This is a genomic window from Kolteria novifilia (assembly GCA_007748055.1).
GTDB classification, from domain to species: Bacteria; Planctomycetota; Planctomycetia; order Kolteriales; family Kolteriaceae; genus Kolteria; species Kolteria novifilia.
Map to the genome: position 1 here is coordinate 2,264,185 of CP036279.1, position 24,143 is coordinate 2,288,327.

General features: G+C 62.2%; 16 protein-coding genes. 7 read left to right on the top strand and 9 right to left on the bottom strand.

Annotation, left to right across the window (positions count from 1 at the left end; genetic code table 11):
• The first annotated feature begins 198 nt into the window (after positions 1–198).
• From Pan216_RS08350 to Pan216_RS08360, 3 genes are all read left to right on the top strand, one after another.
• Complete coding sequence (locus Pan216_RS08350; protein WP_145257433.1) at positions 199–2,550, top strand: FHA domain-containing protein; 2,352 nt, start codon at positions 199–201, stop codon at positions 2,548–2,550.
• Between the two features lie 324 nt (positions 2,551–2,874).
• The gene (locus tag Pan216_RS08355; RefSeq protein WP_145257437.1) at positions 2,875–4,512 is read left to right on the top strand and encodes a sodium:proton antiporter; all 1,638 of its coding nucleotides are present in this window, start codon (positions 2,875–2,877) and stop codon (positions 4,510–4,512) included.
• An 8-nt stretch (positions 4,513–4,520) separates the two neighbouring features.
• Complete coding sequence (locus Pan216_RS08360) at positions 4,521–5,108, top strand: hypothetical protein (RefSeq protein ID WP_145257440.1); 588 nt, start codon at positions 4,521–4,523, stop codon at positions 5,106–5,108.
• A 108-nt stretch (positions 5,109–5,216) separates the two neighbouring features.
• Here the strand turns inward: Pan216_RS08360 and Pan216_RS28120 are convergent, their stop codons facing one another.
• On the bottom strand, positions 5,217–5,579 hold the full coding sequence (locus Pan216_RS28120) for a hypothetical protein (RefSeq protein ID WP_419193408.1): 363 nt from the start codon (positions 5,577–5,579) through the stop codon (positions 5,217–5,219).
• Between the two features lie 389 nt (positions 5,580–5,968).
• A complete protein-coding gene (locus Pan216_RS08370) occupies positions 5,969–6,922 on the bottom strand; it encodes an ATP-grasp domain-containing protein (protein ID WP_145257443.1) in 954 nt (317 codons plus the stop codon).
• Positions 6,923–7,153: 231 nt separating this feature from the next.
• On the opposite strand from Pan216_RS08370, the gene Pan216_RS08375 reads away from it, so the two are divergent.
• Positions 7,154–8,578 (top strand): hypothetical protein, encoded by a 1,425-nt coding sequence (locus Pan216_RS08375; protein WP_145257446.1) that lies wholly within the window; start codon positions 7,154–7,156, stop codon positions 8,576–8,578.
• Positions 8,575–9,891: a hypothetical protein gene (locus tag Pan216_RS08380; RefSeq protein ID WP_145257449.1), complete on the top strand. Its 1,317-nt coding sequence runs from the start codon at positions 8,575–8,577 to the stop codon at positions 9,889–9,891. The genes Pan216_RS08375 and Pan216_RS08380 overlap by 4 nt, the downstream gene beginning before the upstream one ends.
• 443 nt (positions 9,892–10,334) lie before the next feature.
• Here Pan216_RS08380 and Pan216_RS08385 read toward each other — a convergent pair whose 3' ends face one another.
• The 6 genes from Pan216_RS08385 to Pan216_RS08410 all read right to left on the bottom strand — a co-directional run bounded on the left by Pan216_RS08385 (position 10,335) and on the right by Pan216_RS08410 (position 20,261).
• Entirely contained in the window at positions 10,335–11,225 is an 891-nt protein-coding gene (locus Pan216_RS08385; RefSeq protein ID WP_145257451.1) for a TIGR01777 family oxidoreductase, read from the bottom strand.
• 207 nt (positions 11,226–11,432) lie between these two features.
• On the bottom strand, positions 11,433–13,826 hold the full coding sequence (locus Pan216_RS08390) for a serine/threonine-protein kinase (protein WP_145257453.1): 2,394 nt from the start codon (positions 13,824–13,826) through the stop codon (positions 11,433–11,435).
• A gap of 367 nt (positions 13,827–14,193) precedes the next feature.
• A complete protein-coding gene (locus Pan216_RS08395; protein ID WP_145257456.1) occupies positions 14,194–15,024 on the bottom strand; it encodes a hypothetical protein in 831 nt (276 codons plus the stop codon).
• Between the two features lie 48 nt (positions 15,025–15,072).
• The gene (locus Pan216_RS08400) at positions 15,073–15,678 is read right to left on the bottom strand and encodes a DUF6931 family protein (RefSeq protein WP_145257459.1); all 606 of its coding nucleotides are present in this window, start codon (positions 15,676–15,678) and stop codon (positions 15,073–15,075) included.
• A gap of 89 nt (positions 15,679–15,767) precedes the next feature.
• On the bottom strand, positions 15,768–19,091 hold the full coding sequence (locus Pan216_RS08405) for a type VI secretion system Vgr family protein (RefSeq protein WP_419193409.1): 3,324 nt from the start codon (positions 19,089–19,091) through the stop codon (positions 15,768–15,770).
• Between the two features lie 588 nt (positions 19,092–19,679).
• Positions 19,680–20,261 carry a DJ-1/PfpI family protein gene (locus tag Pan216_RS08410; protein ID WP_145257465.1) on the bottom strand — a complete coding sequence of 194 codons (582 nt, stop codon included), beginning with the start codon at positions 20,259–20,261 and terminating at the stop codon, positions 19,680–19,682.
• Positions 20,262–21,033: 772 nt separating this feature from the next.
• Between Pan216_RS08410 and Pan216_RS28125 the strand changes: the two genes are divergently transcribed.
• Both Pan216_RS28125 and Pan216_RS08415 read left to right on the top strand, forming a co-directional pair.
• Positions 21,034–21,210, top strand: coding sequence for a hypothetical protein (locus tag Pan216_RS28125; RefSeq protein ID WP_419193410.1), 177 nt, complete (start codon positions 21,034–21,036; stop codon positions 21,208–21,210).
• A 502-nt stretch (positions 21,211–21,712) separates the two neighbouring features.
• Positions 21,713–22,477, top strand: coding sequence for a sugar phosphate isomerase/epimerase family protein (locus Pan216_RS08415; protein WP_145257468.1), 765 nt, complete (start codon positions 21,713–21,715; stop codon positions 22,475–22,477).
• Between the two features lie 152 nt (positions 22,478–22,629).
• On the opposite strand, the gene Pan216_RS08420 is transcribed toward Pan216_RS08415, so the two are convergent.
• Positions 22,630–24,129: an ArnT family glycosyltransferase gene (locus Pan216_RS08420; protein WP_145257470.1), complete on the bottom strand. Its 1,500-nt coding sequence runs from the start codon at positions 24,127–24,129 to the stop codon at positions 22,630–22,632.
• Between the last annotated feature and the right edge of the window lie 14 nt (positions 24,130–24,143).

Below are 24,143 nucleotides of genomic sequence, written 5' to 3' on the forward strand. Positions count from 1 at the left end.
CACCTCTTGGCCGGTTGACGCGTCTTGCGCAATCGACACGGTCCGGCGAACCGCTTTCCCGGTCGGGCGCGCTCGCGGGTATCCGTGCTTGGGTGCCAGATCCTCTGGATGCAATTTAGCAACCCAGCCGATCTCTTTCACTGACCACGAACAGAACCGCAAGTTCGCCCGGTGGGGCGAAACCGAGGATGTGACACCATGAGTGCTGGCGGTCGAGGTGCTCCAAGGCACCCCAAGCGACCCATCACCGAGCGCGGCGCCGCCGTCCCCGAACCGAGACCGACACTCGTCGATGTCGCCACGGGAACGCAGTTTCCACTGGCCGATGGGGTGATGATGGGTCGCGATCCTTCGTGTGATCTCCAACTTGCCGGCGCCGGAGTCGCTCCATTCCACGCGGGCGTGCGTCAGGAAGAAGAGGGGTGGGCGATTCGCCGACTCTCCCCCGTGGCCGAACTCACCCTCGACGAGCAACCGTTCGACCGCTTGCTGTTGCAAGAGGGTCAAGAACTCAAGATTGCGGGGCACACCTTCGCCGTGACGATCCAAGTCGATGCCGAAACCGCCCGCGTCGTTCGCTACGTCACGAAGCTGACCGAGCGATTCGAACGCGACACCCTGTCGATTCGCAAGGAGAAGAACTCCCTCGCTCGGCGCCGCCAAGCGTTCGAGGAGGAGATGGCGCGACGGAAGCAAGAGAACGCGGACGAGGAACGGCGTTTGCGACAGGCCCGTCAAGAGTGGACACGTCTCCGGCAGAAGCTCGCCCGCGAACTGACCCAAGCCCAGGTCCGTTTGGCGACCGAGCGAGCGGCGCACCTCTCCGAACGCGAGCGCTGGCAGCGACAAGTCGAGGCCGAGCGCAAGTTGCTCCTCGAGGAACGAAACGCCTGGGAATCGCAACGACTGGAGCAACCGGAGCGGCTCGCCCGGGCGGATGAAGCCCGTGAACGATCCGAGCGAACCGCCCTAAAGCGGTCGCTCCGCCTTGAGGAACGACTCCGTCGGCGTCAGCGGCGCGCCGAGCGCGATCGGCAGTTCGCGGAAGCCGCCCTCAAGGAGGCCTCGTTCAAGCACGAGTCGTTGCGGGAGTTCGAACGGAAGGTCCACAAGGACCAGGAGAAGGCGAAGGTACTCATCGCCGGCATGTTCGAGAGCGCTCGCCAGAGCCGCGACCGGGCGGAAGTCCAGGAACTTGAGGCCCAGCGGCGCATGGGGCTCGTGGAGCGACGTGCGATCATCGCCGAAACGGAGCGAGAGGCTTCCGGCCAGCTGCTACGGGCCCTCGCGAGCCGTGGCGAAGTGAAGCGGGCCGAGCTTGCCCAGACCGCCGAGGAGGTTCAGCGAAACGAACTGACGATCACCTACCAGAAACGGACGATCGACGATCTTCGCAAAGACCTCACCGTGGCGTCGGGAAAAAACGCTGGCGACGTGCTCGAGCAGGCGCGGCGGCAAATGGAGGAGCTTGCCAGCGAGCGGCGCGAGCTTCGCGAACGGGAGGACCGGGCGGCATCGCGGGAGCTGTCCCTGCGAGAGGAGACGCAAACCCTCGATAGCGTCGCCGGCGGGCTCGAGGAGGTGACGCTGACGATCGAGCACTTTTGTGCGGAGTCGGAGTCGATCGTCGAGAAGATGCGCGACGTCGAGGCACATCTCGGCGCCCAAGCGTCCGAAGAGGCCATCGTCGCCGATCTGTCGCGACGGTTGCGGGAGGCTCTCGAGGACCGTTCCCAGGCACTCGAAACCGAGCTGCGTCGGGAGTTGGACGACCGAAAGCACCAACTCCAGTTGCGGGGGATCGAGCTCAACCGCCGGGTGTTCGATCTCGCCGGCCGCCGGGCACGGCTTCTCAACGAGATGACGGCTTGGGAGGAGAGGAGACGCCACTCCGATCTCGAGCTTCGCCACCAGCGACTCGACGTCGAGCGTCATCGCAACCAGTTGCGACAGGAACATGCGGTGATGCTCCGCCAGCTCGAGCAGCAGCGAACCCTGTTGGCGGAAGAGACCAAGTCGTGCGAGCACCGCTTGGGGCAATTGGCCCGTCTGGAATCGCACATGGCCCGGCTGGCGGCGGAGACGCAGCGGCAACATCGTCGGGCGCTCCAGGAGCGGATCGAAGCGGAAGAACTGCGGGCGAGGTTGTTCGAGGATCCCCGAGGGCGACAAGGCGTCGAGCGGTTGCGAAAGCGGCTGGACTGCGAAACCACGCTCGCGAAACAGTTCGCCGCGACGCGACGCAACTCCCTGGCGATCATCGTCGAGCGGCTGGAGGCGGAATGGAGCCGCCTAGCCGGCGAACGGCGGACGTTTGAAACGCTTGGGCGGGAGAACGCCCATCTGCGCGGACGACTACGTCAGTACGCGGCCTCGCTGCGGCAGGCGCACGAGGAACTCCTGGCCGGCGCGCGGCGTTGGAGGGGGGAACGGAGCGAGTATCTCGAGACGATCGGCCGCCTACGCGACGAAATGGAGCAGTTGGCCTCGACAATGATCGATCCGAACGAGGTCGCGCCCGCTTCAAAGCAGCTCCGCCGAGCCGCCTGACGGGGGACCTTGGCGGGCGAAGCGATGGGCCAGCTCCTCGAGCGGCCGTCGTCGAGCCTCTCGTCCCGGCAAGCCGATTGAATGGCACCGACCCCGTTTCTGCATCCTTTCCTCCGGGGACGCTCGACGTCCTCCCACCGATCCACCTACCCACGATTTCCTCTCGAACCGCTCCTCGCGTCTAGTTGCACCTAGTAGGCGCCACAAATACACTCAACATGGGCGCTGGCCAACAGCGCCCGTCTCGGTGACCTCTCGCTGGCCGATGGCCATCGGTGACACCCGGTCACGCTTGCAAAGCCCGCATCAGAAAGGCCATGGCCAATGGGTGAGGAACTATCGCTGATTTGGACCTTGCCGTTTGCGGGGATGCTCCTCTCGATCGGTTTCGGCCCTCTCTTTGCCCCCCATTTTTGGCATCATCACTTCGGGAAGATCTCGTTCGGATGGGCCGCGCTACTCGCCGTTCCCTTCGTCATGGTCTACGGCTATGAGGCGGTTGTCGACATCGTCCACATCTACGCGCTGGACTACGTGCCGTTCGTCATTCTTGTCGGATCGCTCTTCGTCGTCTCGGGTGGAATCCTCATCTCCGGGACGTTGGTCGGTCGCCCAATCACCAACACGCTGATCATCCTGGTCGGCACGGCGTTGGCCTCGTGGATTGGTACGACGGGAGCTTCCATGCTTCTGATTCGGCCCCTCTTGCGAGCCAACGAGTCGCGCCGCTACAAGATCCACACCATCGTCTTTTTCATCTTCCTGGTGAGCAACATCGGGGGCGCGTTGACGCCGCTTGGCGATCCGCCGCTCTTTCTCGGGTTCCTCCACAAAGTTCCTTTCTTCTGGACGCTGACGAACCTCTTCAGTCCACTCTTAGTCGCCAGCGCGACCCTCTTGGTGATGTACTTCGCCATCGATACGTTCTGGTACCGCAAGGAACCAGCGGAAGCGAAGATGGCTCCGCGCGATCCCAAGCCGCTGCGTATTGCGGGCAAGCAGAACTTCATCCTGCTCGGCGCCATCCTCGGCGGCGTCCTGCTCAGCGGTTACTGGAAGCCGACCCACATCGATCTCGATTACGGGGCGTTGGAAGTCCACGACGGAGAGCTCGTCATTCTCGATCCCGTCGAGCACCACGACGAGGAACATCATGGCGGCGAGGCGGAGGAACACCACGGGGAGGGGAATACCGCCGACCACGAGTTCCAGGCCAAGGATGAAAGCGGCAAGCCCCACGGCGAAACCAAGGCGGAGCCCACCAAGAACCAGGACGCGGAAGGAGAGGCGGAAACCGAACTCTCGGGCATGCAAGTCGCCTCGGTGATTCCCGCCCAACCTCTCGACTCGGCGACCGCGGAACTGGAACTACACGGGGTCGAAGTCCCGATTCAGAATATCGCGCGCGATTTAATTCTGGTGACCGCGGCGATCCTTTCGTTGCTGCTGACCTCCAAGGAACTCCGCCAAGCCAACGGCTTCACGTGGTTCCCGATCAATGAGGTCGCCATCCTGTTCGCCGGCATCTTTATGACGATCGTCCCAGCGCTGGAGATCCTCGCCGCGGGCAAGAACGGGGCTCTGGCACCGCTGATTGCCAACGTCCAAACGCCGGCGAACTACTTCTGGGTGACTGGCGTTCTTTCGAGCTTCCTCGACAACGCCCCGACTTACCTGACTTTCTTTAACACGGCGCTCGGCCGCTTCTATCCGGGGATGTCGGAAGGGAGTGCCGTTCCGCTCTTGATTTCCGAGCACAACGACTTCCTACTGGGGATAGCGATGGGGGCCGTGTTCATGGGAGCCAATACCTACATTGGCAACGCTCCCAACTTCATGGTCAAGTCGATCGCCGAGGAAGCGGGGATCAAGATGCCCGATTTCTTCTCCTACATCGGCAAGTACTCGCTCCCGTTGTTGGTCCCGATTTTTGTCCTGATGACCTTCCTGTTCCTGATGTGAGGCCCAGCATGGCGGATACCTATCACGAAGTGGTCGTCGAAGGACCGACGGCGATGGTCAAGGGATTCATCGCCGGGTACTTGGTGGGACGGGGACTCGCGAGCGGCGAGATCATGTTCGCGGGTGAACAAGACATTGTTGGCGAGTCGCTTGGCGAGCGATTCAGCGAATGGGTCGGCCTTCATCACTACACGCACTTGATCGTGCCCGACCGTCTCTTCCCCGAGCTCAAACGCGACTTCGGCAAGATCGAGGAGACGCTGCGGCTCTCCATCGCCAAGGAACGACTGATCAAGTCGGCCTCGTTCGCGTTTCGCTACCGCTGCTACAATCGCGGCCATGCCGAGCAACTCGAGGAGCTCGTCCAGAATATCCCCGAGGGGATCATCCTGACGGGTTATGAGGTGAAGGAGCGGGTCGATCCGACCGCGGAGAAAGTCGAACTCTACTCGCCGACGCATCCCTACGAATCGACCGCCCACGGCACGCTACACGGTGACGTGCGCGGGATCGTCGCATTCCATGAGAAGTGCGAGCAGCACGACTTGATGGACATCGAGCGGATCGCGGTTCACTACGTCGATGGCGACGACTAGCACGCTGTCAAACGTCTCACTTCGGGTTGCCAGTCGCACGACCACACGACTTGTTGTCACTGGCTGGCAAGCAGCCAGTGACACTCGAAAGGAAGATCTTGACGGAGCCTAGTCCGCGTCTTGAGAGGCATCCTCGTCCGCGTTGGGATTCGGTTTGTTCTTGTAGCGGATCGAGGCGATGCTGACCGGATCGGCCACTTTGCGGTAGCCGAGGGCGTGGGCGACTTCCAGAACCTCGCTCCACGTGGGGAAGGGACGAGCGAACTCGCGCTTGTACTCGTCCATCGCCTTCATGAACTCGACCTCGTCATTGCCATAGTCGCGTTCGCACGTCGTCGGGTCGATCTGACGACGCCGTTCACCCTTGCGCCGGTCGACCGCGACGGGGACGTCCTGCTTGCGGCGATCCTCCCCTTCGCGACGCTCTGTCACGCACGAGTCCGCGCTCTTCGCGGCCTTCTTCTTTTTCATGGATGAGTCAGCGATCGCTTTGGTCCTTGTGTTGCTCGGGGAGACTCGGCTCCGTCTCAGACGTCGGCTCTGGTTTCGGCTGGCTCCGTTGGCGCGGAAATCTGTCGTTCCGCATCGACGAGTCCAGCGGATTCGCCTTGAGCCATGGGCGCCAAGACCTTGACGGTCTTGGCTTCCCTCCTTGCCCCCCACCAACTCGCTGTGCCACGGGCCGACGATCGGCTCTTGAGACGAAGCCCCACATCGGTCGCCCCAGTGTTGAGATTAGTCAATTTTAGTTCAAGATTCAGCCTTTGCCCACCTTCGAGCGACGAGGCGAGGGCGATGAATGCAAAACCTTCCCAAAGAGAGAGTTCCGGTCGATCGGTTTCCGCCGGTGGAAGGGCATGCTACCGCCCCGGAGGCGTTGGACGTTGGGAGCCTTGGTTCATCCCACCGCCGACGATGCTCTCGCGGACGTCCTCGATAACCGCTCTTGCCACCTCGACGCCCGTGACCTCGACGAGCTTCTTGAATCCGGGGTTCGAGTTCACCTCGAGGACGACGGTGCGACCACGCTCATCGGTGATGAGGTCGACACCTCCTTGGCGAGCTCCGATCGCTCTCGTCGCCGCGATGGCCAGTCGCTCCTCCGTCTCGGAGAGAGGGTAGGGCTCGCCGCGGCCGCCGCACGCGACATTGGTCCGGAAGTCTTCGCCGGTCGCCCAACGGCGCATCGAGGCGATCACCCGCTCCCCGATGACGAGGGCGCGCACGTCGAATCCCTGATGGCGAACATACTCCTGGAGATGAAGGACCGCGTCGCGCGCCTCGAGTTCGTCGAATAGCTCTTTCGCGTCGGAGCGACGGCTGACGCGAATCACGCCTCGTCCCTCCGAGCCGAAGAGGGGCTTGACGACCACATCGCCTTGGAGTTCCTCAAAGGCTTCCAACGCCGAACGCGAGGTCTCGCAGACGACGGTTCTGGGAATGGGAAGCTGTGCCTCCAGCAGGCGGACGGTCGAGAGATGCTTATCGACGCACGCTTCGATGGCCCGAGGGGGATTGATGACCGGAATCCCCAACCCCTCGAGTCGATGGAGAGCATCCATGCGAAAGACGACTTGTTCGAGCGACCCTGGGGGAAGGTGGCGAACGAGCACGGCGTCCGTTTCGAGCAGGTTCGTTGGGCTGCCTTGGGTGAAGAGGCCATGGGGGTGGAAGGTCGCCGTTAGAGAACGGAACGGACGGACTTCGAGGTCGAACCCGGCGTCGTCGGCGGCATGGCAAAGCTGGGTGACGTGCCAGCTATCCCTCGTGCCCAAAATCGTTAGATGCATGGTCAGGCTCAGGTTGGACGCCATCGCCCGCGATCGCCGCGCCTCGCGGGAGAGACCTCCGAGGGGAGACAGGTTTCTTTACTTGGTTGTCTATGTTTCCCGGTTTCATTCGGATTGACGCAGTTGGTCGCTTTTGGTCTATCCGGCGAGCTATCGGTGGAAAAATCCGCGCCTTTAAGAGACACGACGACTTTCCCCAGGGGATGACGTCGTGGACGCCGTGGCCATGGTTGGTCCGCGTGAGGAGTTGGCCGCTTGTCGGAAGACGCGAAGACATTCGCGAGAACCGTTCCCTTCCGCCGGGCGGGGGACGCGCCCCCGATCGACTGGTCGGTCACGTTGGTGCTATGGTCTCAGCTCTGCTTGCTGATCGTGACCGTGGTCGTGGGACGCTCGGTTGCGGCCGCTCATTTTCTCTCCAAATTCGATCGCGCCGGGTTGGCGTGCGCCTACATTCTGGTCGCATTGGGCGTGGCCGGACTGGTGGCGATGACCGAACGGCTGGCGCGTTCCTGGAGTACGTTTCGTCTGGCGATGACGACGCTGGGGATCTCCCTCTTGGGGGGCGTCGTGTTCCTCGGCGGGATGCAGGTTCACGACGTCGCCGAATCATCGCTCTTTTGCGGGCTTCTCTATCTTTGCGTCGAGTGCTTCGCGTTGTTGACGACGATTCAGTTCTGGGCGGGCGTCAACAGCATCTTCGCCTACGGGCAGGCGCGACGACTCTACGTGCTCGTCGCCACCGGGGGGATCGCGGGAAGCGTGGTCGGGGGGACGATCACGACGTTTGTCGTATCGGCACAACCGGGACGCGCGATTGGTGTCATCGCCCTACTGATCCCGTGTCAAGCGGCACTCTTGGCGATCTTCCGATCGAAGAGTCGGCGACTCCGCGACGAGATGACGAAGTCGTCCCACGGTTGGAACGAGGCTCCGTTTCCGGTGCCCGACCAGGTGACGTCAGCGGAGCGGCGGACGTCACGCTCGCAGCTTCGCCGCCGATTGACCCAACGATTCGGCTGGGTCGCGCTGCTGATGGTCTTCAGTACGACGTTGGTCGACTTTCACTACAAGATCCAGGCCGATCGGCAGTTCGGCGGAGCGGTGACCGAGTTGACGTCATTCTTCGGCGGCTTCTATCTGCTGGTCGGTCTCTTGACGTTGATGGTCCAAGTGATCGTGACCCCGTGGCTGTTGCGGCGTGTGAGTCCTTTCGGAGGCCTCTTCGCCAGTCCCGCCACCCTCGGGTTGTTGACGATTCTCAACATGGCGATGCCTGGGCTGGCTCTCGCCGCCCTGACGAAGCTGGTGGACAGCATTCTCTCGCACAGCCTGTACCGTAGTTGCCAGGAATTGCTCTACACGCCGCTGCCGACGAACTGGGTCCGACCCGTCAAGGCGACGGCGGAGGGCGTCTTCGGACGCTACGGGCTCTTGCTCGCGGGCCTCTTTCTGATGGGGACGAGTCTCCTCGTGGAACCTCTCGGCGAGAGCGTGCTTGCCGGCACGATCGCTCTCTCGCTCCTCGCGTGGTTGGGGGCGGTCGGGTCGCTTCGGCGTGCACTCGATCATGAGGTCGACCGCGCCGGCTCGGGACAACCCGAAAGGATTGACCTCCCCGAGTTGGCGACCGACGGGGCAGAAGGGGAAGCCGAGAACGAGAGGAGGGTCGCGGCATGACACTCAGCACGCAGCTCCTGGCGTTGGTTCTCCTGCTGGTCTCCGGAGAGCCGAACCCATTGCCCGACCTCGACGGCTCGTCCGTCTTTGGAAGGGAACGTCATCTCTCCGCGGGCCCTCGAGAGGTGTCGGCCGAGCAGCGCCAAGTCTTCGAGCGTTGGCTCGACGATCGGTTGTCAAGGCACCGTGAGGGAGAAACCGCCGCTGGAGCCGAGCTTCGGGCCGCGGCGGTTGATGTCGAATCGTTCTTTGTGCGTGGACCCGCCAACGACGACTTTCCCCGCATGATGCTGTTCAACGAGTACTGGCGCGTCCCGCTCGCCAAGGCCAACCCGCGAAGGCTGTTCCGCCGCGTTTCCGGGAATGGGAACGTCGCCCGCGATGTCTCCCCCAAGAGCGACCGCGTGCTGCACTCGAGTTTCTTCACCAACACTCATATTGAAAGTTACACCCCCGAGCGGCTGGTGAGGGAAGCCGAAGAGGCTCGCCCACGGGGTAAGCTCACCATCACCAAGGTGAAGTCGAGCGGAACGTCCGAAGGGGCGTGGGCCGAGGACGAAGAAGGACGAACCTACATTCTCGTCTTCGACCCGCCGTGTTGTCCGGAGATGACGACCTCGGCGGAATACATCGGTTCGACGCTGATGCGGATCGCCGGGTTCTACGTTCCGACGACCACGATCATCACCGTCGAGGGGACCGGGGACGATCTCTACGATGGTCGCCGTGCCGTCGCGACGATCGCGCTGGACGACTTCGAGGGAGGATGGCGCGCGGGGCCGTTTCGCGATCGCCGGGCCGTGAGGGCGCTGCAACTCTTCGCCGGCTGGATCAACAACGTCGACCAGACCGAACAGAATACGGGACTGACGATCAACGAGTCAGGGGTGATCCGGCACTACGTGCTCGATTTCGGGGCGTCGCTGGGCAGTTTCACCTTCCGGCCTCAGCCGGCCCGGCTCGGTTGGACCAAGCTCTTCAGCGTCTACGATCAGTTCACGCAGCCCCTCTACGACCGGGGATGGCGGAAGGTTCCCTGGGAAGCCCCCTATGCCGTGGTGAGTCCGGCGGTGGGAACGTTCTCCGAACGCTACGATCCCGATCGTTGGCGGCCCTTTTACGAGAACATCGGTCTGCTCGACGTCACGCCCGAGGATCGTCGCTGGGCGGCGCGGCGGATCGCCCGATTCCACGATGAACAGATCGAGATGATTGTGCATCTGGCCGGCTACTCGAATCGGGCGGATCGGGAGCATGTTGCCCGGACCCTCAAACGCCGTCGCGACATCACTGTCGAACGCTATCGACCGTGAGCGGCGAGGGCTCTCTCTTGAATAGACTCGCAGCCCGTTGATCTATTCGATGCCGGCCGCGAACGGCTCTCTTGACCAATCTCGGCGTTGAAAAACCTCGACGAATCTACGGAATCGCCTGCGTTTCTCCTCCTTGATCTTGGCCGCCCTTGAACGTTCTCGCCTTGGCCCGCTTAAATCGACGGACTGCGAGTGCATTGGTCCATCGAGGTGTTCGGGTGCCACTGGCTGCTTAAATGCAAGAGAGAAAGGGTGGGGTTGCAAGAGCACCGACTTCAAGTTGGAGCAGAGCACAAGTGTCCGGATTGGCAAACTCGTCCCGTGAAGTCTGGGCTCAGATCTTGCGGGAGCTTGCCGAATCAAAGGCGTTTCCCGCGTGCCCACGACGAGCATGGGCATGGCACCCTACGCCTGGGACTTGGTCCACCCACTTCGGCAGACTGCTAGGTCTTGAGTAAGTGCCGCAGTCCCTCTTCCAGATCGGGATACCCGAAGGTGAAGCCCGATTCCGATGCCCGATTGGGGACGACCCGCGTACTCGCCAAGAGCAGGGCATCGGCCATCTCGCCGAAAGCCATTCTGGCGGCGAATGCCGGCATCGGGATGACGGTCGGCCGACCGAGCACCTTGCCGAGTGTCTTGGTGAACACCTTGTTCGTGACGGGATTGGGGGACACCGCATTGAGCGGGCCATCGCACTGATCGTGGTTGAGGCAGTGTTCCAGGACGCCGACCACGTCGTCGATCGTGATCCAACTGAAGTACTGGTTGCCCGACCCGAGTTTTCCCCCGCCTCCGAGCTTGAAGGGAGTGAGCATCTGCGCGAGGGCTCCGCCGTCGGGGCTGAGCACGACGCCGATGCGAGGGTGCACGACGCGGATGCCGGCATCTCGCGCCGGGTCGGCCGCCTCTTCCCACGCGACGCAGACGTCGGGTAGGAATCCGTCTCCCGCGGCGCTCTGCTCCGTCATCACCTCGTCGCCGCGATCACCGTAGTAGCCGATCGCCGAGGCCGAAACGAGCACCGAGGGCTTCGGGTCCAGAGCCGCGATGGTCCGGGCGATCAGCGAGGTACCGTCGACGCGACTCTCGCGAATCGCTCGCTTCTTCGCGTCGGTCCAGCGGGAGGCGATGTTTTCCCCCGCGAGATTGATCACGGCGTCGACCCCTTGGAGACCTTGGGCGTCGATCTCGCCCTTGGCGGGATCCCAGCGCAGGACGCTTTCGTCGCCAGCCGACCGGGATATCGCCAAGACCTCGTGGCCGGATTGCTCGAGGCGTTGGGTCAGTCGGGTTCCGATCAGTCCGGAGGCGCCGGTGATGGCCACTTTCATCAATCTTCTCCCGTGTCACGATCCTCGTGCTGAGCCATTGATGCGGTCGAGGTCATCGACCTTCCGACCACGCCACCATCGCGATTCCTCGAGGAGGGCGACGGCGATGGCGGCGGATGACCGCCGAATGGCAGTCGGGCAACCCACTGTAGTGGTGGGCGTACGGACCCGCTACGAATTCATCACTCTCCTCGAGGAGAGCGATCGCTATTGGCGGTGCGCGGCTCGGGCGACCGTCTGGGCGAAGACGAGTCCCAGGACGATGAGCAACGCGGTGGCACCAAGCGTGATCGGCGCGATGAATCGCGAGTTCCGGACCGGGGCGGAGAGGACTTCGTGGTAGGGCATCGCCATGCCGATCACGAAGTAGCGGTTGTGATCCCCGGGAGCGTAGTGAAGCTTGCTGGCATAGATCACCTCGTCGCCCGACTCGGGAGGACGAATGAAGATCGAGTCCCGGTCGTTGCCTCTCTCGAAGAGGGGGGACAGCGGGGGGAACTCCTCTTGCATCAGGCTTCCCTCCCCGTCGTTGGTGGCTCCCAAGGACCTGAGTGGATCGGGATGAGCGAGGTAGTGACCGGTCTCGTCGGCAATGTAGACCGTCGCGCTCAGCGGTCCCTGTGGGCCGAGATCGTCCCAATTGACCATCTTCGCGAACGAGACCTTCAGCGCGGTGGCTCCGTAGGGACGCGGATGATCCTGCTCGCGAACGGCGGCCAGAAAGTCCATCACCACGCTCGACCTGCGATCGCGCATCCCGACGGACGATTCGATGTAGGGACGCGACACGAAGACTCCATCGGGCGGCAAGGTGAAGGCGGGTCGAAGTCGCTCCATCTCCTCGTCGGCGACCTTGGCGGGAGACACGTCGATCCTGGGATGATCGTCGCCCGAGACGCGGGTGCTCAAGGTCACGATGTTCTCGCCTTCGCGGGTCACAATCAGTCCCTCGACGTAGATTTCGTAGACCCGAACGATGTTGCGCAGGGACGAGGCGAGCAAGTCGGTCCACTGTCGTTGTTGCTTGACGTCCTGCTTCTGTCGCGCCTTGATCAGGAACTGAAGGACCGGGAACTCGCTGACGACGCGGGTATCCTGCACGCAGATGTCGATGTTTCGTTGCAGCGACATGCTGACGTAATTGGTCGTGTCGCGCAGTTCCCTCAACTCCCGCTCCACCAGGGCGTTGGTCGCGACCCAGTAGTAGGTCGATAGCGTGGCGGCGGTGATCGCCAGCGCGACGAAAAAGACGCCGATGAACTGCGAAAGCCAGCGTCGCCGGACGCTCCAACGCGCCACCCGCTTGGTGAACGACTCGCGATAGACGGAGATCGGTTCGTCCCCGAGCCACAAGTCGATGTCTTCCATCAGGGCGGTCACGCTCGGGTAGCGATCGCTCGGTCGCATCGCCATCGCTCGCAGACAAATCGCCTCGAGTCCCGGAGGGGCCGCGGGGTTGATCTTTCGCGGCGGCGGCGGAGGGGTGTTCCGAATCCGTGAGATCATCGACTCAGCCGATTCCCCTCCCATGCGTTGATGCGGATCGCGTCCTGTGAGAATGGAGTAGAGAATGGCCCCCAACCCGTAGACGTCGACGGCGGGGCCCAAGAGCTCGATCTGGCCGGAGGCCTGCTCGGGCGACATGTGCGAGGGACTTCCGACGATCGTTCCGCTGATCGTCAGCTCCAGGGACGAGGGTTCGGTGACCGAGGATGTGGGGAGGACGTGTTCGTGCTCATCAAGGCGTTTGGCCAGTCCCCAATCGAGCAAGGAGACCTCCCCGTAGTCTCCGACCATCACGTTGGAGGGTTTCAGATCGCGGTGGATCGTGCTCTGCGAATGCGCGTACGCGACCGCGTTGCAGACATCGCGAAAGATGCTGAGCAACCGGTTGAGATCGCGAAGCTTTCGCGGGATGCCCTTGCGCGTTCGGGGCTGATCCTGGATGACTTCGGCCAACGTCCGCCCTTTGAGCAGACGCATGGTGTAGAAGGGTTCGTTGCCCTGGTGCCCGAGGACGTGAACCGTCACGATGTTCGGGTGATCGAGCTCGCCGGTGATGCGGGCTTCGCGGAGAAATCGTCGCCGCAATTCGGGGTGACACGCGACTTCGGGCCGCATCCGCTTCAGAGCGAGATCGCGCTGGATCTGATCCTCGCGAACGAGCCAGATGCTGCCGAGCCCACCGGAGGCGAACTCGCGAATCAACTCGTAGGAGACGGTGGCGTCGAAGTGTTGGCCGATCTCGGAGTTTCCGGGCAATTTGCCTTCGGTGAGGAAGGCTTTGACGTCGAAATCGGTGACTTGATCGACGATCTTGCCGACCGCGAGATTGAGCAGCTTGTGGATGTCGGTCGCTTCGGACTGAGGGGTTCCAGAATCGCTCAGGATCCGGCGACGAAGCGAGTCGCGAAAGTTTTGCCAGTCCTCCTCGGAAACGATGCGGTTATCCACCATCAAGTCGATGAGCGAGTGGTCGCCGTCATTGGAGCGGTCGGTCAGGACGTCACGCAACTGGTCCTCGGTGACGCGCCGTTGGAAGAGAAGGCCAGCGGCGAAGAGACGCTCCATCTCCAAACTCGGCGTCGCTTCGGTCCTCATCGTCGTGTTCCCAGTGTTCGTGTCGGGCTGAATCTGTTGGCCGTCCGTTGATCCAATCGTCGCCGGCGATGAACAGCGCTCTCGATCAATCTCGGCGCCTGAGAGACTCGACGAATCGACGGATTCGCCTGGGTTTCCTCTCCTTGATCTCGGCCAGCGGTGCTCGTTTTCGACTTAGCCGTTTAGATCAACGAATTGCCAATGTCCTGATTGGCAAGTTCGTCGCATCAAATCTCGGCGCTCAAGTTGTGCGGAAGATTGCCCAATCTCAGGCGTTCTCCGCATGCCCACGTTCGTCCCTGGGCATGGCACCCAAGGGTTTTTTGGGCAATGAACCAACCAATCGAGACACTCAGTCAACGGGGTACTAGCCGAGGAAGTCATCCCAAGTGCCGGAATCCTTGGTTTGCTCGTAACCTGTTTGGTCGCCTGTGGGCGTCCCCGGAGTGGGCCCGTCGGCGCGGTGGAACCAAACCGACCAGGTGGCGCTGCGCGTCGGATCGAACGCCGGGGCGTGATCGATGGGCGGCGCCGGTTCGGACGCTCCACGATTGCCGTTGCTCTCGTCCGTCGCCGAGTTGTTGGTGTAGATGATCGACGACCCATTGACCGCGTTGTCCGACATCCAGACATGACTCGACGACGTCCGGCGCGTCATCTGCGAAAACAAGGGCGCGACGGTGTTGGCGGCGGGCGGTTGTGGTGTCGTTTCGGCATCGTCGTTGGTGGTCGCGGTGGAGATGGGGCCACCAACCATGCTGGTGCGCGCCCAGTCCTCGAAGGCGAAGATGTCGCTTCGGTTGGGCGCTACCGTCGCGGGCGCTTCGGTCCCGTACCAGGCCAAGAGGCTGTCGCGTACGCGTCGCGGAAAGTTGGAATCGACGGCGATCTCGGGCGTCTCGGGCGCCGGCGGAGCTTCCTTGGCGGCTTGCTGGAGTTGGCGAATCTGCGCCAGACTCTCTTCGTTCATCGCGTTCGCTTCGGCGACATTCTGTTTGATCGACTCGACTTCGCGTTTGACGACATCGAGGAACTCGTCGGAGTTACGGCCGTACTCGTCGACAAGTTTGGCGACTTCGCGTCGAAAGTTCGGGTCGGTGATGTTGTCTAACGATTGGAGCATCTCCCGATGGTAGGCCTTCGAATCCGCGTGGAGCTTGATGACGTCAATCATCGGGCGGCCATCTGGGGTTTTCACTGCGGAACTCCTAGCTTGCGAATCCGTTCTAAGGGTGGTTACTGGTCGTCAACTCGCGTCGTCGACGTTCCAAGTGAGTGCTCCGTCGCGTACTTGTCGACCCATCTCGATAAGCTCCATCGCCCCGGTCTCGGTACCTCGGGTCGATGCCCGTTCGAAGGCGAGGAGAACCGCCGCTTCGATGAGACGAGCGGTCAAGCGAATCTCGAGCGGCGCGAATGGCTCGTCGTCGCCCTCGCAATGACCGGCCAGGGAGGCGGCTTTGACGCAAGCGCCGATCGCCGAGGCGGGATCGACTTTCTGCGCGCATCGTTCGGCCGCGAGACGGTTGGGCCCGGTTGGATGTTTGACCCAGGCCAACGCGGCGCGGAGCGCCACGGCGTTGGCGCCCTGGGGGGGACGCTCGATCTCAGGATGCCATGCCGCCAGACAGCCCCACCAGACGGCGCGGCGAATGGGCAAGGTTTGACTCAGCAACGCGACCGCGTCGGCGACGAGTTGTCGTGACGCGAGCGTGTCGAGCAACGCTTCCGCGGTTTCGGCGTTCTTCGCCAACTCTTTCGCGTCGCCACCGAGTTCTAGATCTTCGAGTCGATCGGCCGGCAAGAAGGCTGGTCCAAGTTGATCGACATCGCTCGCGGGAGAAGTCGTCATCCGAGCCCTCTGTTGGAATGCTGACGCTTCGTTGATCCTTACCACGGGCGTTGTAGAGACCCGCTGGTCCGTTGACAGGGGACGGGGGACTAACTTGCCCCGACGCTGACCGACGGTGCTCCCAGACTCAATGATGCCTTGCCCGAAACCGAGGTCGCCGGGCCCGAAAGCGCGGCCGAAGCGGTTCCCAGACTGAGGGTCGAGGCTCCGGCGGAGAGGTTGATCCCGGCGGGTCCGATCTCGATCTTGTTGACCCCGGCCTGCAGCGTGATGCTGGTTGTCGTGGCGGCGATCTTGACCGCTCCGGCCATTGCCGCCCATTCGAATCCCGTCTTGTTGAGCTTCATCGAGGTCGGGGCCGCTTTGTCGCCCGTCGTGAGGGTGATATCGCCGGTGAGACCGCAGTTAAGCATCACCTTCTTGCTGTAGACCCGTGCCTCGGTGTTGCTCGCGACCAGGACGCCGTCGTCGCCGTGGAGATGGATGCCCTTGTCCGCGGTGACGGAGAACCCGTCATCGCCGTCGCTAACCATGCGGATCGAGTCGGCCCAGACCGAGTGTTCACCGTCGATGCGGTGATGGGAGAAGTAGTCCTCGGCACTCGCGAGTCCCGCTCCGCTGCCCGAGTTGTCGTCTTCGCCGGTGTCGCCGCCGCCATCGTCGCCGCCGGAGCTGTCATCATTGGAGTCGCCGTCGCTGCTGCTGTTTAGTTGGGTCGCCGTTGTCATGAGCGCCGCGGTCGTCGCAAAGAACCCGAGGAAGATGAGGGCGGCGATGGCGGCGTCGCCGAGATAAGCCGCGTCCTTGATTTTCTTGATGGCCTTGTCGGCCTCCCTCTTCGCCGCCTCCTGGTCGTCGGGGAAGGCGAGGGTCGCGTTGGCCGTCGCCTCTTTGATCTTCTTCGCGTGTGAAAGGGCCTCGAGTCCGTACTCGGAACCGATTTCCAATTGGAACAGGATCCACCCGAAGAGCGTCGCCAGTCCGCCCGACGCGAATTGCCCGGTCTTCGTAAGGGCGGGAACTCCCGTCCCCGCGAAAATGTGCGTCAAGATGATCGTGAGATTGTGCAACACCATCGCGACACCGGCTCCCCCCGACATCGCCAGCCCGCCACCTTTCTCGATCTTGAAATTGAGTTTGTGATCGCGCTGGATCTCGACTTTGGGACCGTAGTGGTACTTGTTCTCGTTTCCGTAGATGAAGTCGACTTTTCCCAGAAGTCCGGCGGTGAGTCCGGAGAGCATCTTCATCACCGGCGTGGCGCCACCAAAGGCCGACGCGACGAAGATGAAGGGATCGGTCGTCACGTCGATCTTCGAGAAGAGCTGATAGCCGATCTTCGCCCCAACCACGCCGTCGACTTTCGATCCATAGACCTGGCTGTGTTGAAAGCCGCAGACGGGGGCTTTGACCGTGATGCCTTTCCACTCGTCGGCGGCCACCGACTCGTCGCCACCGCCGCCGCCGGAGGTCATCTCTTCGTCGACGTCCGCCGAGTTCTCCTCGACCACGTCCGCCGAACCTTCCTCGACGGTGTCTGCGGGTGTTTCCTCGACGACCGTGGGTCTCCTAAGCGATCCCCCTTCGCCGGAACCGGAACTCGATGAGCTGCCCCCGGAGCCCTGACTGCTTCCGCCGCCACCGCCGTCGTCGCCGATGGCGTAGTTCGTGACAAAGGGAATGCCGCCGACAATCTCGAAGTCAGCATCACCGATGAATCGCTGTTGCGTCTTCGGAACCGTGTAGGTCTGATTCTCCTTGGCCTCGATGAGCAAGTCCTTTTGCGAGCGGAAACGGACCTGTTCCTTGCCAGGCTTGTCCTCCATCATCAGGCCGCTGAACTCGTCGCTCTTGCCACGGTAGGTGTGGCTCTTGAGCATGGTGCGCGTTCGCTCGCCCGGCACGGAGGAGGGAGGCATGTGGTAGGCATTGAAGACCGATCCGATCACGATCGGACGATCGGGGTCGCCCTCGAGGAAGTCGATGACCACTTCCTGACCGATGCGGGGGATGGTGATCATCCCGTAGTTCTCCCCGGCCCACGCTTGCGAGACCCGCACCCAGCAGGAGCACTCGGGGTTCTTGTGATCCGAGCGATCCCAGTGAAACTTCACTTTCACGCGCCCGTATTTGTCGGTGAAGATCTCCTCGTTGGCGGGGCCGACCACCGTCGCGGTCTGCGAGCCCTTCATGACCGGACGCGGCGTGAGGGGCAAGGGACGATAGGGGACCTCCAGCGGCAGGCACTGCATGCGGTTGACGTAGCCGTGTGCCGATTGCTCACCGCTGGTGTATTCCGATAGCCGGACCGAGTGCTCGACCCGTGAGATGAAGTAGGCACCGTCGGCGTGATCGTGACCTTCGAGGAGAAAACGATAGCCGGGGCGAACGTGGGCGTCATTGGAGCTGGCCCCGATCCGCAGCGCGCGAATGGCCTCCTGCTCGCTCCGGTGCTTCGCGGCTCGCTTGTTGTGCCGGTAGAGAAGGGGAATGCTCGAGGAGTTGTCTTCCCCGTCGCGTCCCACGCTGTCGACGCGATGAGCGAACCGACTCGGATACTCGAAGATCTCGAGGTTCCGACTGCTCACCCGCGACGCGAGCTGGAAGTTGTGCTGAACCTGCCCGGCAAGGGCCGCATCCCGCATTTGGTCGGTCCCGGTGATATCGACTTCCGGGTGCATCTCGAACGAGTGGTCGGCCATGCGAAACCGGCTGGCTCGGATCGACTGGTGTTTGTGCCACTGCCAGATCCGCGCCTCGTTGCGCACTCCCCCACGGACGTGATCGTAGCGCAGTTGGGCACCATCGGGAAGATCCGGAGCCGCATCCGAGGCGTCGGCGAGGACCAGCCGATGGCCGACGGCGTCGTGCTCGAAGTAGTAGTGGATGCCTTCCTCTTCCAGCAGGCGGCTGATGAAATTGAAGTCGGACTCGCAGTACTGGAAGCAGTGGTTGTACGGGAGGTACTCGCGCTTCAGTCGCCACTGTACCTCGAACCCATCAAGCACCTCGCCCACCATCTCCGGAACACTCTTACGCTGAAAGACGCGGCACTGCACATTCTGAGTGAGCAACCAATGGCGCGGCGCGAGGTCGAGCACGTAGCGAGCGAAGACGGGATCGCGCTCGGTCTCGGCCATCGCACGCACCATACCGTGAAAGAACCGCGTCGGCCCCGGCGAGCCGTGCTCGTCGTCCGACTGGGGAAACTCGATGGTCACGTCCTGGCCGATGAGCTCCTCGAAGTCGATCACGGTGTCGCGCGGAGCCACGGCTTCGACCTGGAACTCGTAGAGATCCGAGACCGCTTCACTCCCTTGGAAGCTCGTCAGCAAGAGCGTGTCCTTGCCGAGCGGTGTGTGGAGGCGGACCGGGCGATCATCCTGGGAGAAGCGAGAAGCTTTCGAATCCATGGTCGGTTCCTTGGACATGGTGCATCGGCTGCCGTGCGATCCGCGCCGTCCGACTCACTTGGCGGCACTCGGCGAGAGGGGGTCTCGTCACCTCCTGGGGAGTGGACGAAAACCACGGAGTGCCGCGGTCGGTCATCCGCAAATCTTCTGCATTGATAGCGAAAGGGATCCCTGAACGTCGATCCGATCGTCGCGTGGATTCCAAGGAAGCGCCAGACGGGCGCTCTTTCGCACTTGTTGCTACGCGGTCAGGCGAGGAAGGGTTGGCGAAGATCAATCCTCGCGCGGGAATTGGGCCAGGTTCCCGGACGACCATCAAGTGCGCGACTGATTGGTCGAGCGTCGTTTGGGACATGGATTCTCGGCGTTCACGGCCAAACGATGCACAGGGGGGCCCACAAGTCGAGAAGGACTCCGTTGAATTGATCATCCCGCCGGTCGCGGATAAGCCGCGGATGACGACCCTCTCCGGGAGTGGGACCGCACCGGATCTTCCGCGAGGGCCTGTTGTGAAGATTTCGTGATTATCTGCATCGGGGCGCCGAGGTCCCCGTTCCGCGCCCCCATCCTTCGCACTTGGAGTGGACGTTACGCCACGATCTGCGAACCGAGTAGCTTGAGAAACGCGCTGAGCCAAGCCGGGTGAGCGGGCCACGCGGGGGCGGTCACCAACGAGCCGTCGACGTGGACGCCGTCGATGGGGACCTCGACGTACTTCCCTCCCGCCATCGTGATCTCCGGGCCCACCGCGGGATAGGCGGTGCAGGAGCGACCCTCCAGGCAGCCGGACGCCGTCAGCAACTGGGGACCGTGACAAAGCGCGGCGATCGGCTTGTCGCTGGTGGCGAAGTGTCGGACAGCTTGCCGGACCTTCTCGTCGAGCCGGAGGTACTCGGGCGCTCGGCCGCCGGGGAGGACCAACGCGTCATAGTCCTCGACATGGATCGAGTCGAAGTCGGCGTTGATCGCGAAGTTGTGGCCGCGGCGCTCGAGGTAGGTTTGATCGCCGTCGAAGTCGTGCACCGCCGTCTTGACGTGATCACCCTTTCTCTTGTTTGGGCAGACGGCATCGACGTGATGGCCGACCATGGTGAGGACTTGGAAGGGGACCATCGCCTCGAGGTCTTCGACGAAGTCACCCACTACCATCAGGATCCGCTTGCTTGCCACGTTCTTTCCCCTTTGTCCGAACTACTCCAGGCTCGCGATTGGCTCGCTGAGGGCGAGCCTGCAAAGATTTCCTCAAGTGAAACGCTTCTACAACTTCCGCGTCCCCCGTGCTCTTGCTTATGCGACCTGAAAGTTCCGGCAACGTCGACCCAAAGTCCGATTCTTTGCGTGATCTCCTTGCAGAAGCGTGATGTCTCCGTGGTGATTGCAATGAATCGACTTCCATTTGTGTTCTTTGGCACGGCTCATGCTCTAACTCGTTCTGAAAAGATTGGGAGAGTCAACCTCGTGATGGTGGGCTCTGGGAAATAGGTTGCCGGGTCAACCGGCACTGAGGGTTGTTCTCATCGCGGCGGACGTGTCTGATGCTCCGCGTTGAACCGCTGTTACTGGTGGTCACAAAGAGCGGGTAAGTGCGTGCGTGAGCGTTCCGTAGGCTGACCGAGCAAAAGGATCCAATACCGTCTCCCCGATGCGAGAAGTGTCCGCAAGTTGACACCCCTTGGCCGACGATAGGAAGGCTAGGTAAGTGGCACGCCATGTGCCCAAATCGGTGAGATGGGATTGGACGCCTACCTCGGAAGTCCACGACGGATCGGTCGACGAAGCGACAGCGACGAGAATAAGCGAGCACGACGGAACAAAAATGGTACACTTTGATCGGTTCGGCAAACATCGCTCATTGCCTGGCAACCCTTTCTCCGAGTCCTTGGAGAACGCCCTGACGGTTCGTCCACTGACCTCACGATTGACACCGGTGAAGAACGACTCGATGACGCTTCAGTTTGCTAAAGAATTGCACCGCTTGCCGGAAGAGCGTCGTCAGCTCATCTTCCGCGTTCGACGACAGATCGCCGAAGGGAACTACGACACTCCCGAGCGGTTTCGGGCCGCGCTCGAGGCCTTGCTCGATCAGCACTCCCAGCTCGACGACCCGAGTGAAGAGTAGAGGGCGACGATGGACTTCTTCCCAAGCCTGCCGGCGCTACTTCCCAGTGATCTAGGCCCTTCCCTCCCAATCGGTTGAGGGAAGGCTCCTCCCACACGGCATCCTGCCAAGACTTTACTCACTCAACGATCTTCCCAGCGATTTCTCTAGTTGCCCAAGGGGCAGCCTTCTTTCATTCCCCCTTGTCCAAGGGGGGAAAGAGGGGGGTCGGTTCTCATGACTCTCTCTAAAGATGACCCCCACTAACTCCCGCTTGGCCAAGGGGGAGCACCGAAACGTGAAGCGGGAGCAGCGGAGAGTCTATCCGTTGAACGAGGGAGCGCGCACACCGACGGTACCATTCCTTCACGAAGTTGGCCCACCCTGTGGCATCTTTCTTTGCGGGATTGCTCTACCAGTTTAGGGAGCTCCCGACTATAGGAGGCCCCTTGGCGTGGCGCCTCGCTCGCTCGGAGCTTTGACGGCGCCCTTCGGCGGACCAATTCAATCGGGAGAAGTCGGGATGGACGTCGCGTGTTCGACACTGTGCTTTACGGATGAGCCTCTTGAGCAGGCGCTCCGTCATATCGCGGGGATGGAGTTCGGTCGGGTCGAGCTCGTCATCGCCGATCATGGACCCCACCTCAATATCGACGAGGTGATGAGCGACAGTGCCGCGGTGATTCGCAAGATTCGCCAAGGGCCGCAAATCAACGTCTGTGCGGTGACGACCCGCATCGATCCGATGGCCAGCGATCTTGGAGAACGGATCGATGAAGTTGCCCATCTGGCCAAGCAGTTGCAGTCCCCCGTCGTCTCGGTCGAAGCCGCCGCTACGGGAACTCCCATCGAACAGGAAGTCGAGCGGCTCACGGCTCTCGAGAAGATCTGTTCGCGTCATGGCACGTTGCTTGCCGTCAACAACACGATCGGGACCCTGACCGAATTGCCCGAAGTCGCGATCGAGCTTTGCAACCGGGTACAGGGACTCGGCGTCTGTCTCGATCCGGGCTACTACATCAGTGGACCGCACCAGGGGAAGGACTACGAGGAGATCTTCCCCTTCGTCCGTCACGTCCAACTGCGCGATAGTGGTCGCGGTCGCGATCAGCTTCAAATCAAGGTAGGGCGGGGCGAGGTCGAGTACGGTCGGTTGATCTCGGCGCTGCATCGCTATCGCTATCGTGGCGCCCTTTGCGTCAAGATCGAGAAGGATCTTGCCGAGGGACTCGACATCGAGATCGAAGTCCGCAAACTTCGGCTCGTCCTCGAAAGCCTCGTTCTTTAGTCCATCACCGATCAAGCAGACGGTGCCCTCGTTCGAGGGTGCCGCTCTTGCGCTGGTCTATGAACATACTCGGGAGCCACTGGCCGCTTGTCAGTCAGTGCCAAAGACGCTGGGACGACACCAGCACGAACGTCAAGTTGCAACAGATCTCTCTAGCGACGGCTCGATGGGGGCGCGCTCTTCGCCACTTCCGCGCGTGGCTGCACGCGGCAGAAATAGATTCTCCCTTCCTTGGCAACCGGCACGACGTCGAAACCCATGCCGTCGACCGGTTGCGATCCCGCCACGATGAACGATTCGAGATAGGACTCGTCTAGGAGCAGATGGAATGGGCCGGCCGAGTGCCGACTCGTCGATTCGAGCTGTTCCATGCGGTGAACTGTCTGTGTCAGCCGACGCCCATAGTACAGCGTCGCGACCGGGTAGACCGCTCTTCGGCCATCCTCGCCCTGATAGACCGTGATCGGGGCCTGTGGGTGAATGTGCTCCTGGATCAGCGACGCCAGCCGACGAGTTTCCGGTTCGCCATCGCGGGCGAGGGGCCGTGTCCAGAACTGCCCCTGGCTAAAGACGAGAAGTCCAACGCCGATCGTGAGAAAGGCGACGGAGTACCTCTTCCAAAACGGAGCGTGAACGAGCGAGAGCGCGATCAGCATTGCCGCTCCGGGATACATCGGCACGAGGTACCAGTTCCATTTAGTCGTCGCGAGCGAAAGCGACACGGGAATCGCGAAAGTCCACGCCCAGGCGAATGCCAGCAGGCGATGGGGCCGCCGCAGGAGAAGGACTCCGCCGATCACTACCGCGAACACGATGCCCCATCCCCACGGGATCCGTTTCTCCAAGAGGAACATGAGGTAGTAATCGAACTCGGGCGGCTGGCTGGCTCGTTCCGGATAGATATTCGCGAAGAACTGCCAAAGGTGCTGGCCGCCGTACTCCTCGACAAAGCGGGGTCCGTGGGCGAGAAGTTGCTGGAGATGCCACGGCAGCGCGATCAGAAGCCCGATGGGGACCGCGAGCCAGAACGAAGGACGTCGCAGGGGACGCGTATCGCGCAGGACGAGGAGGGTTGCGATCTCGACCACGAGCGCCAGCGCCGCGGCCGAGCCCTTGATGAGGAGGCCGACGCCGAAGAGTGGGCCCCGCGCCCAATGCCACTTCGGCTGGGATAGCCCCTCCCAGAAGCAGATCAGTTGTGCCGTGATGACGAGCGTGAGCGGTCCGTCGAGCTGGCCCTGATTGACGTAGCCGAAGAACTCGGGCGTTCCCAGAAGCAGGGTGCCGGCGAGGAGCCCCGCTCGTTTCCCAGCCTTCCAGGTGACGAAGCTGCCGAGTAGAACGACCGTCCCAAGGCCGCACACGGCGGAGAAGAGCCGAGCGGTGAGTGGTGATTCGCCAACGGTGTGAAACAGCACCATCGTTGGCCAGAGACCGAGCGGGGGTTTGTGGAAAAAGGGGGCTCGATTCCAACGAATCGTCAGCCAGTCCCCCGAGGCGAGCGTTTCTCGCGCCATCTGGGCGTACCAGGCCTCGTCCCAGTGACGCAAATCTGGCCGAAGAAGTGTCGGGATCGCCAGAAGGACTCCGGCGAGGGCGAGCAGTCCCGCCACGAGTGCGGCGTCAGCGCGTTGTCGAGCGGTCTGTTCCAACGGTGCACATCCTT

Bases quoted from the DNA above. Each gene is read 5' to 3' on its own strand.
- Pan216_RS08350 (WP_145257433.1), top strand. From the start codon at position 199: ATGAGTGCTGGCGGTCGAGGTGCTCCAAGGCACCCCAAGCGACCCATC.
- Pan216_RS08355 (WP_145257437.1), top strand. From the start codon at position 2,875: ATGGGTGAGGAACTATCGCTGATTTGGACCTTGCCGTTTGCGGGGATG.
- Pan216_RS08360 (WP_145257440.1), top strand. From the start codon at position 4,521: ATGGCGGATACCTATCACGAAGTGGTCGTCGAAGGACCGACGGCGATG.
- Pan216_RS28120 (WP_419193408.1), bottom strand. From the start codon at position 5,579: ATGAAAAAGAAGAAGGCCGCGAAGAGCGCGGACTCGTGCGTGACAGAG.
- Pan216_RS08370 (WP_145257443.1), bottom strand. From the start codon at position 6,922: ATGGCGTCCAACCTGAGCCTGACCATGCATCTAACGATTTTGGGCACG.
- Pan216_RS08380 (WP_145257449.1), top strand. From the start codon at position 8,575: ATGACACTCAGCACGCAGCTCCTGGCGTTGGTTCTCCTGCTGGTCTCC.
- Pan216_RS08385 (WP_145257451.1), bottom strand. From the start codon at position 11,225: ATGAAAGTGGCCATCACCGGCGCCTCCGGACTGATCGGAACCCGACTG.
- Pan216_RS08390 (WP_145257453.1), bottom strand. From the start codon at position 13,826: ATGAGGACCGAAGCGACGCCGAGTTTGGAGATGGAGCGTCTCTTCGCC.
- Pan216_RS08400 (WP_145257459.1), bottom strand. From the start codon at position 15,678: ATGACGACTTCTCCCGCGAGCGATGTCGATCAACTTGGACCAGCCTTC.
- Pan216_RS08405 (WP_419193409.1), bottom strand. From the start codon at position 19,091: ATGGATTCGAAAGCTTCTCGCTTCTCCCAGGATGATCGCCCGGTCCGC.
- Pan216_RS28125 (WP_419193410.1), top strand. From the start codon at position 21,034: ATGACGCTTCAGTTTGCTAAAGAATTGCACCGCTTGCCGGAAGAGCGT.
- Pan216_RS08415 (WP_145257468.1), top strand. From the start codon at position 21,713: ATGGACGTCGCGTGTTCGACACTGTGCTTTACGGATGAGCCTCTTGAG.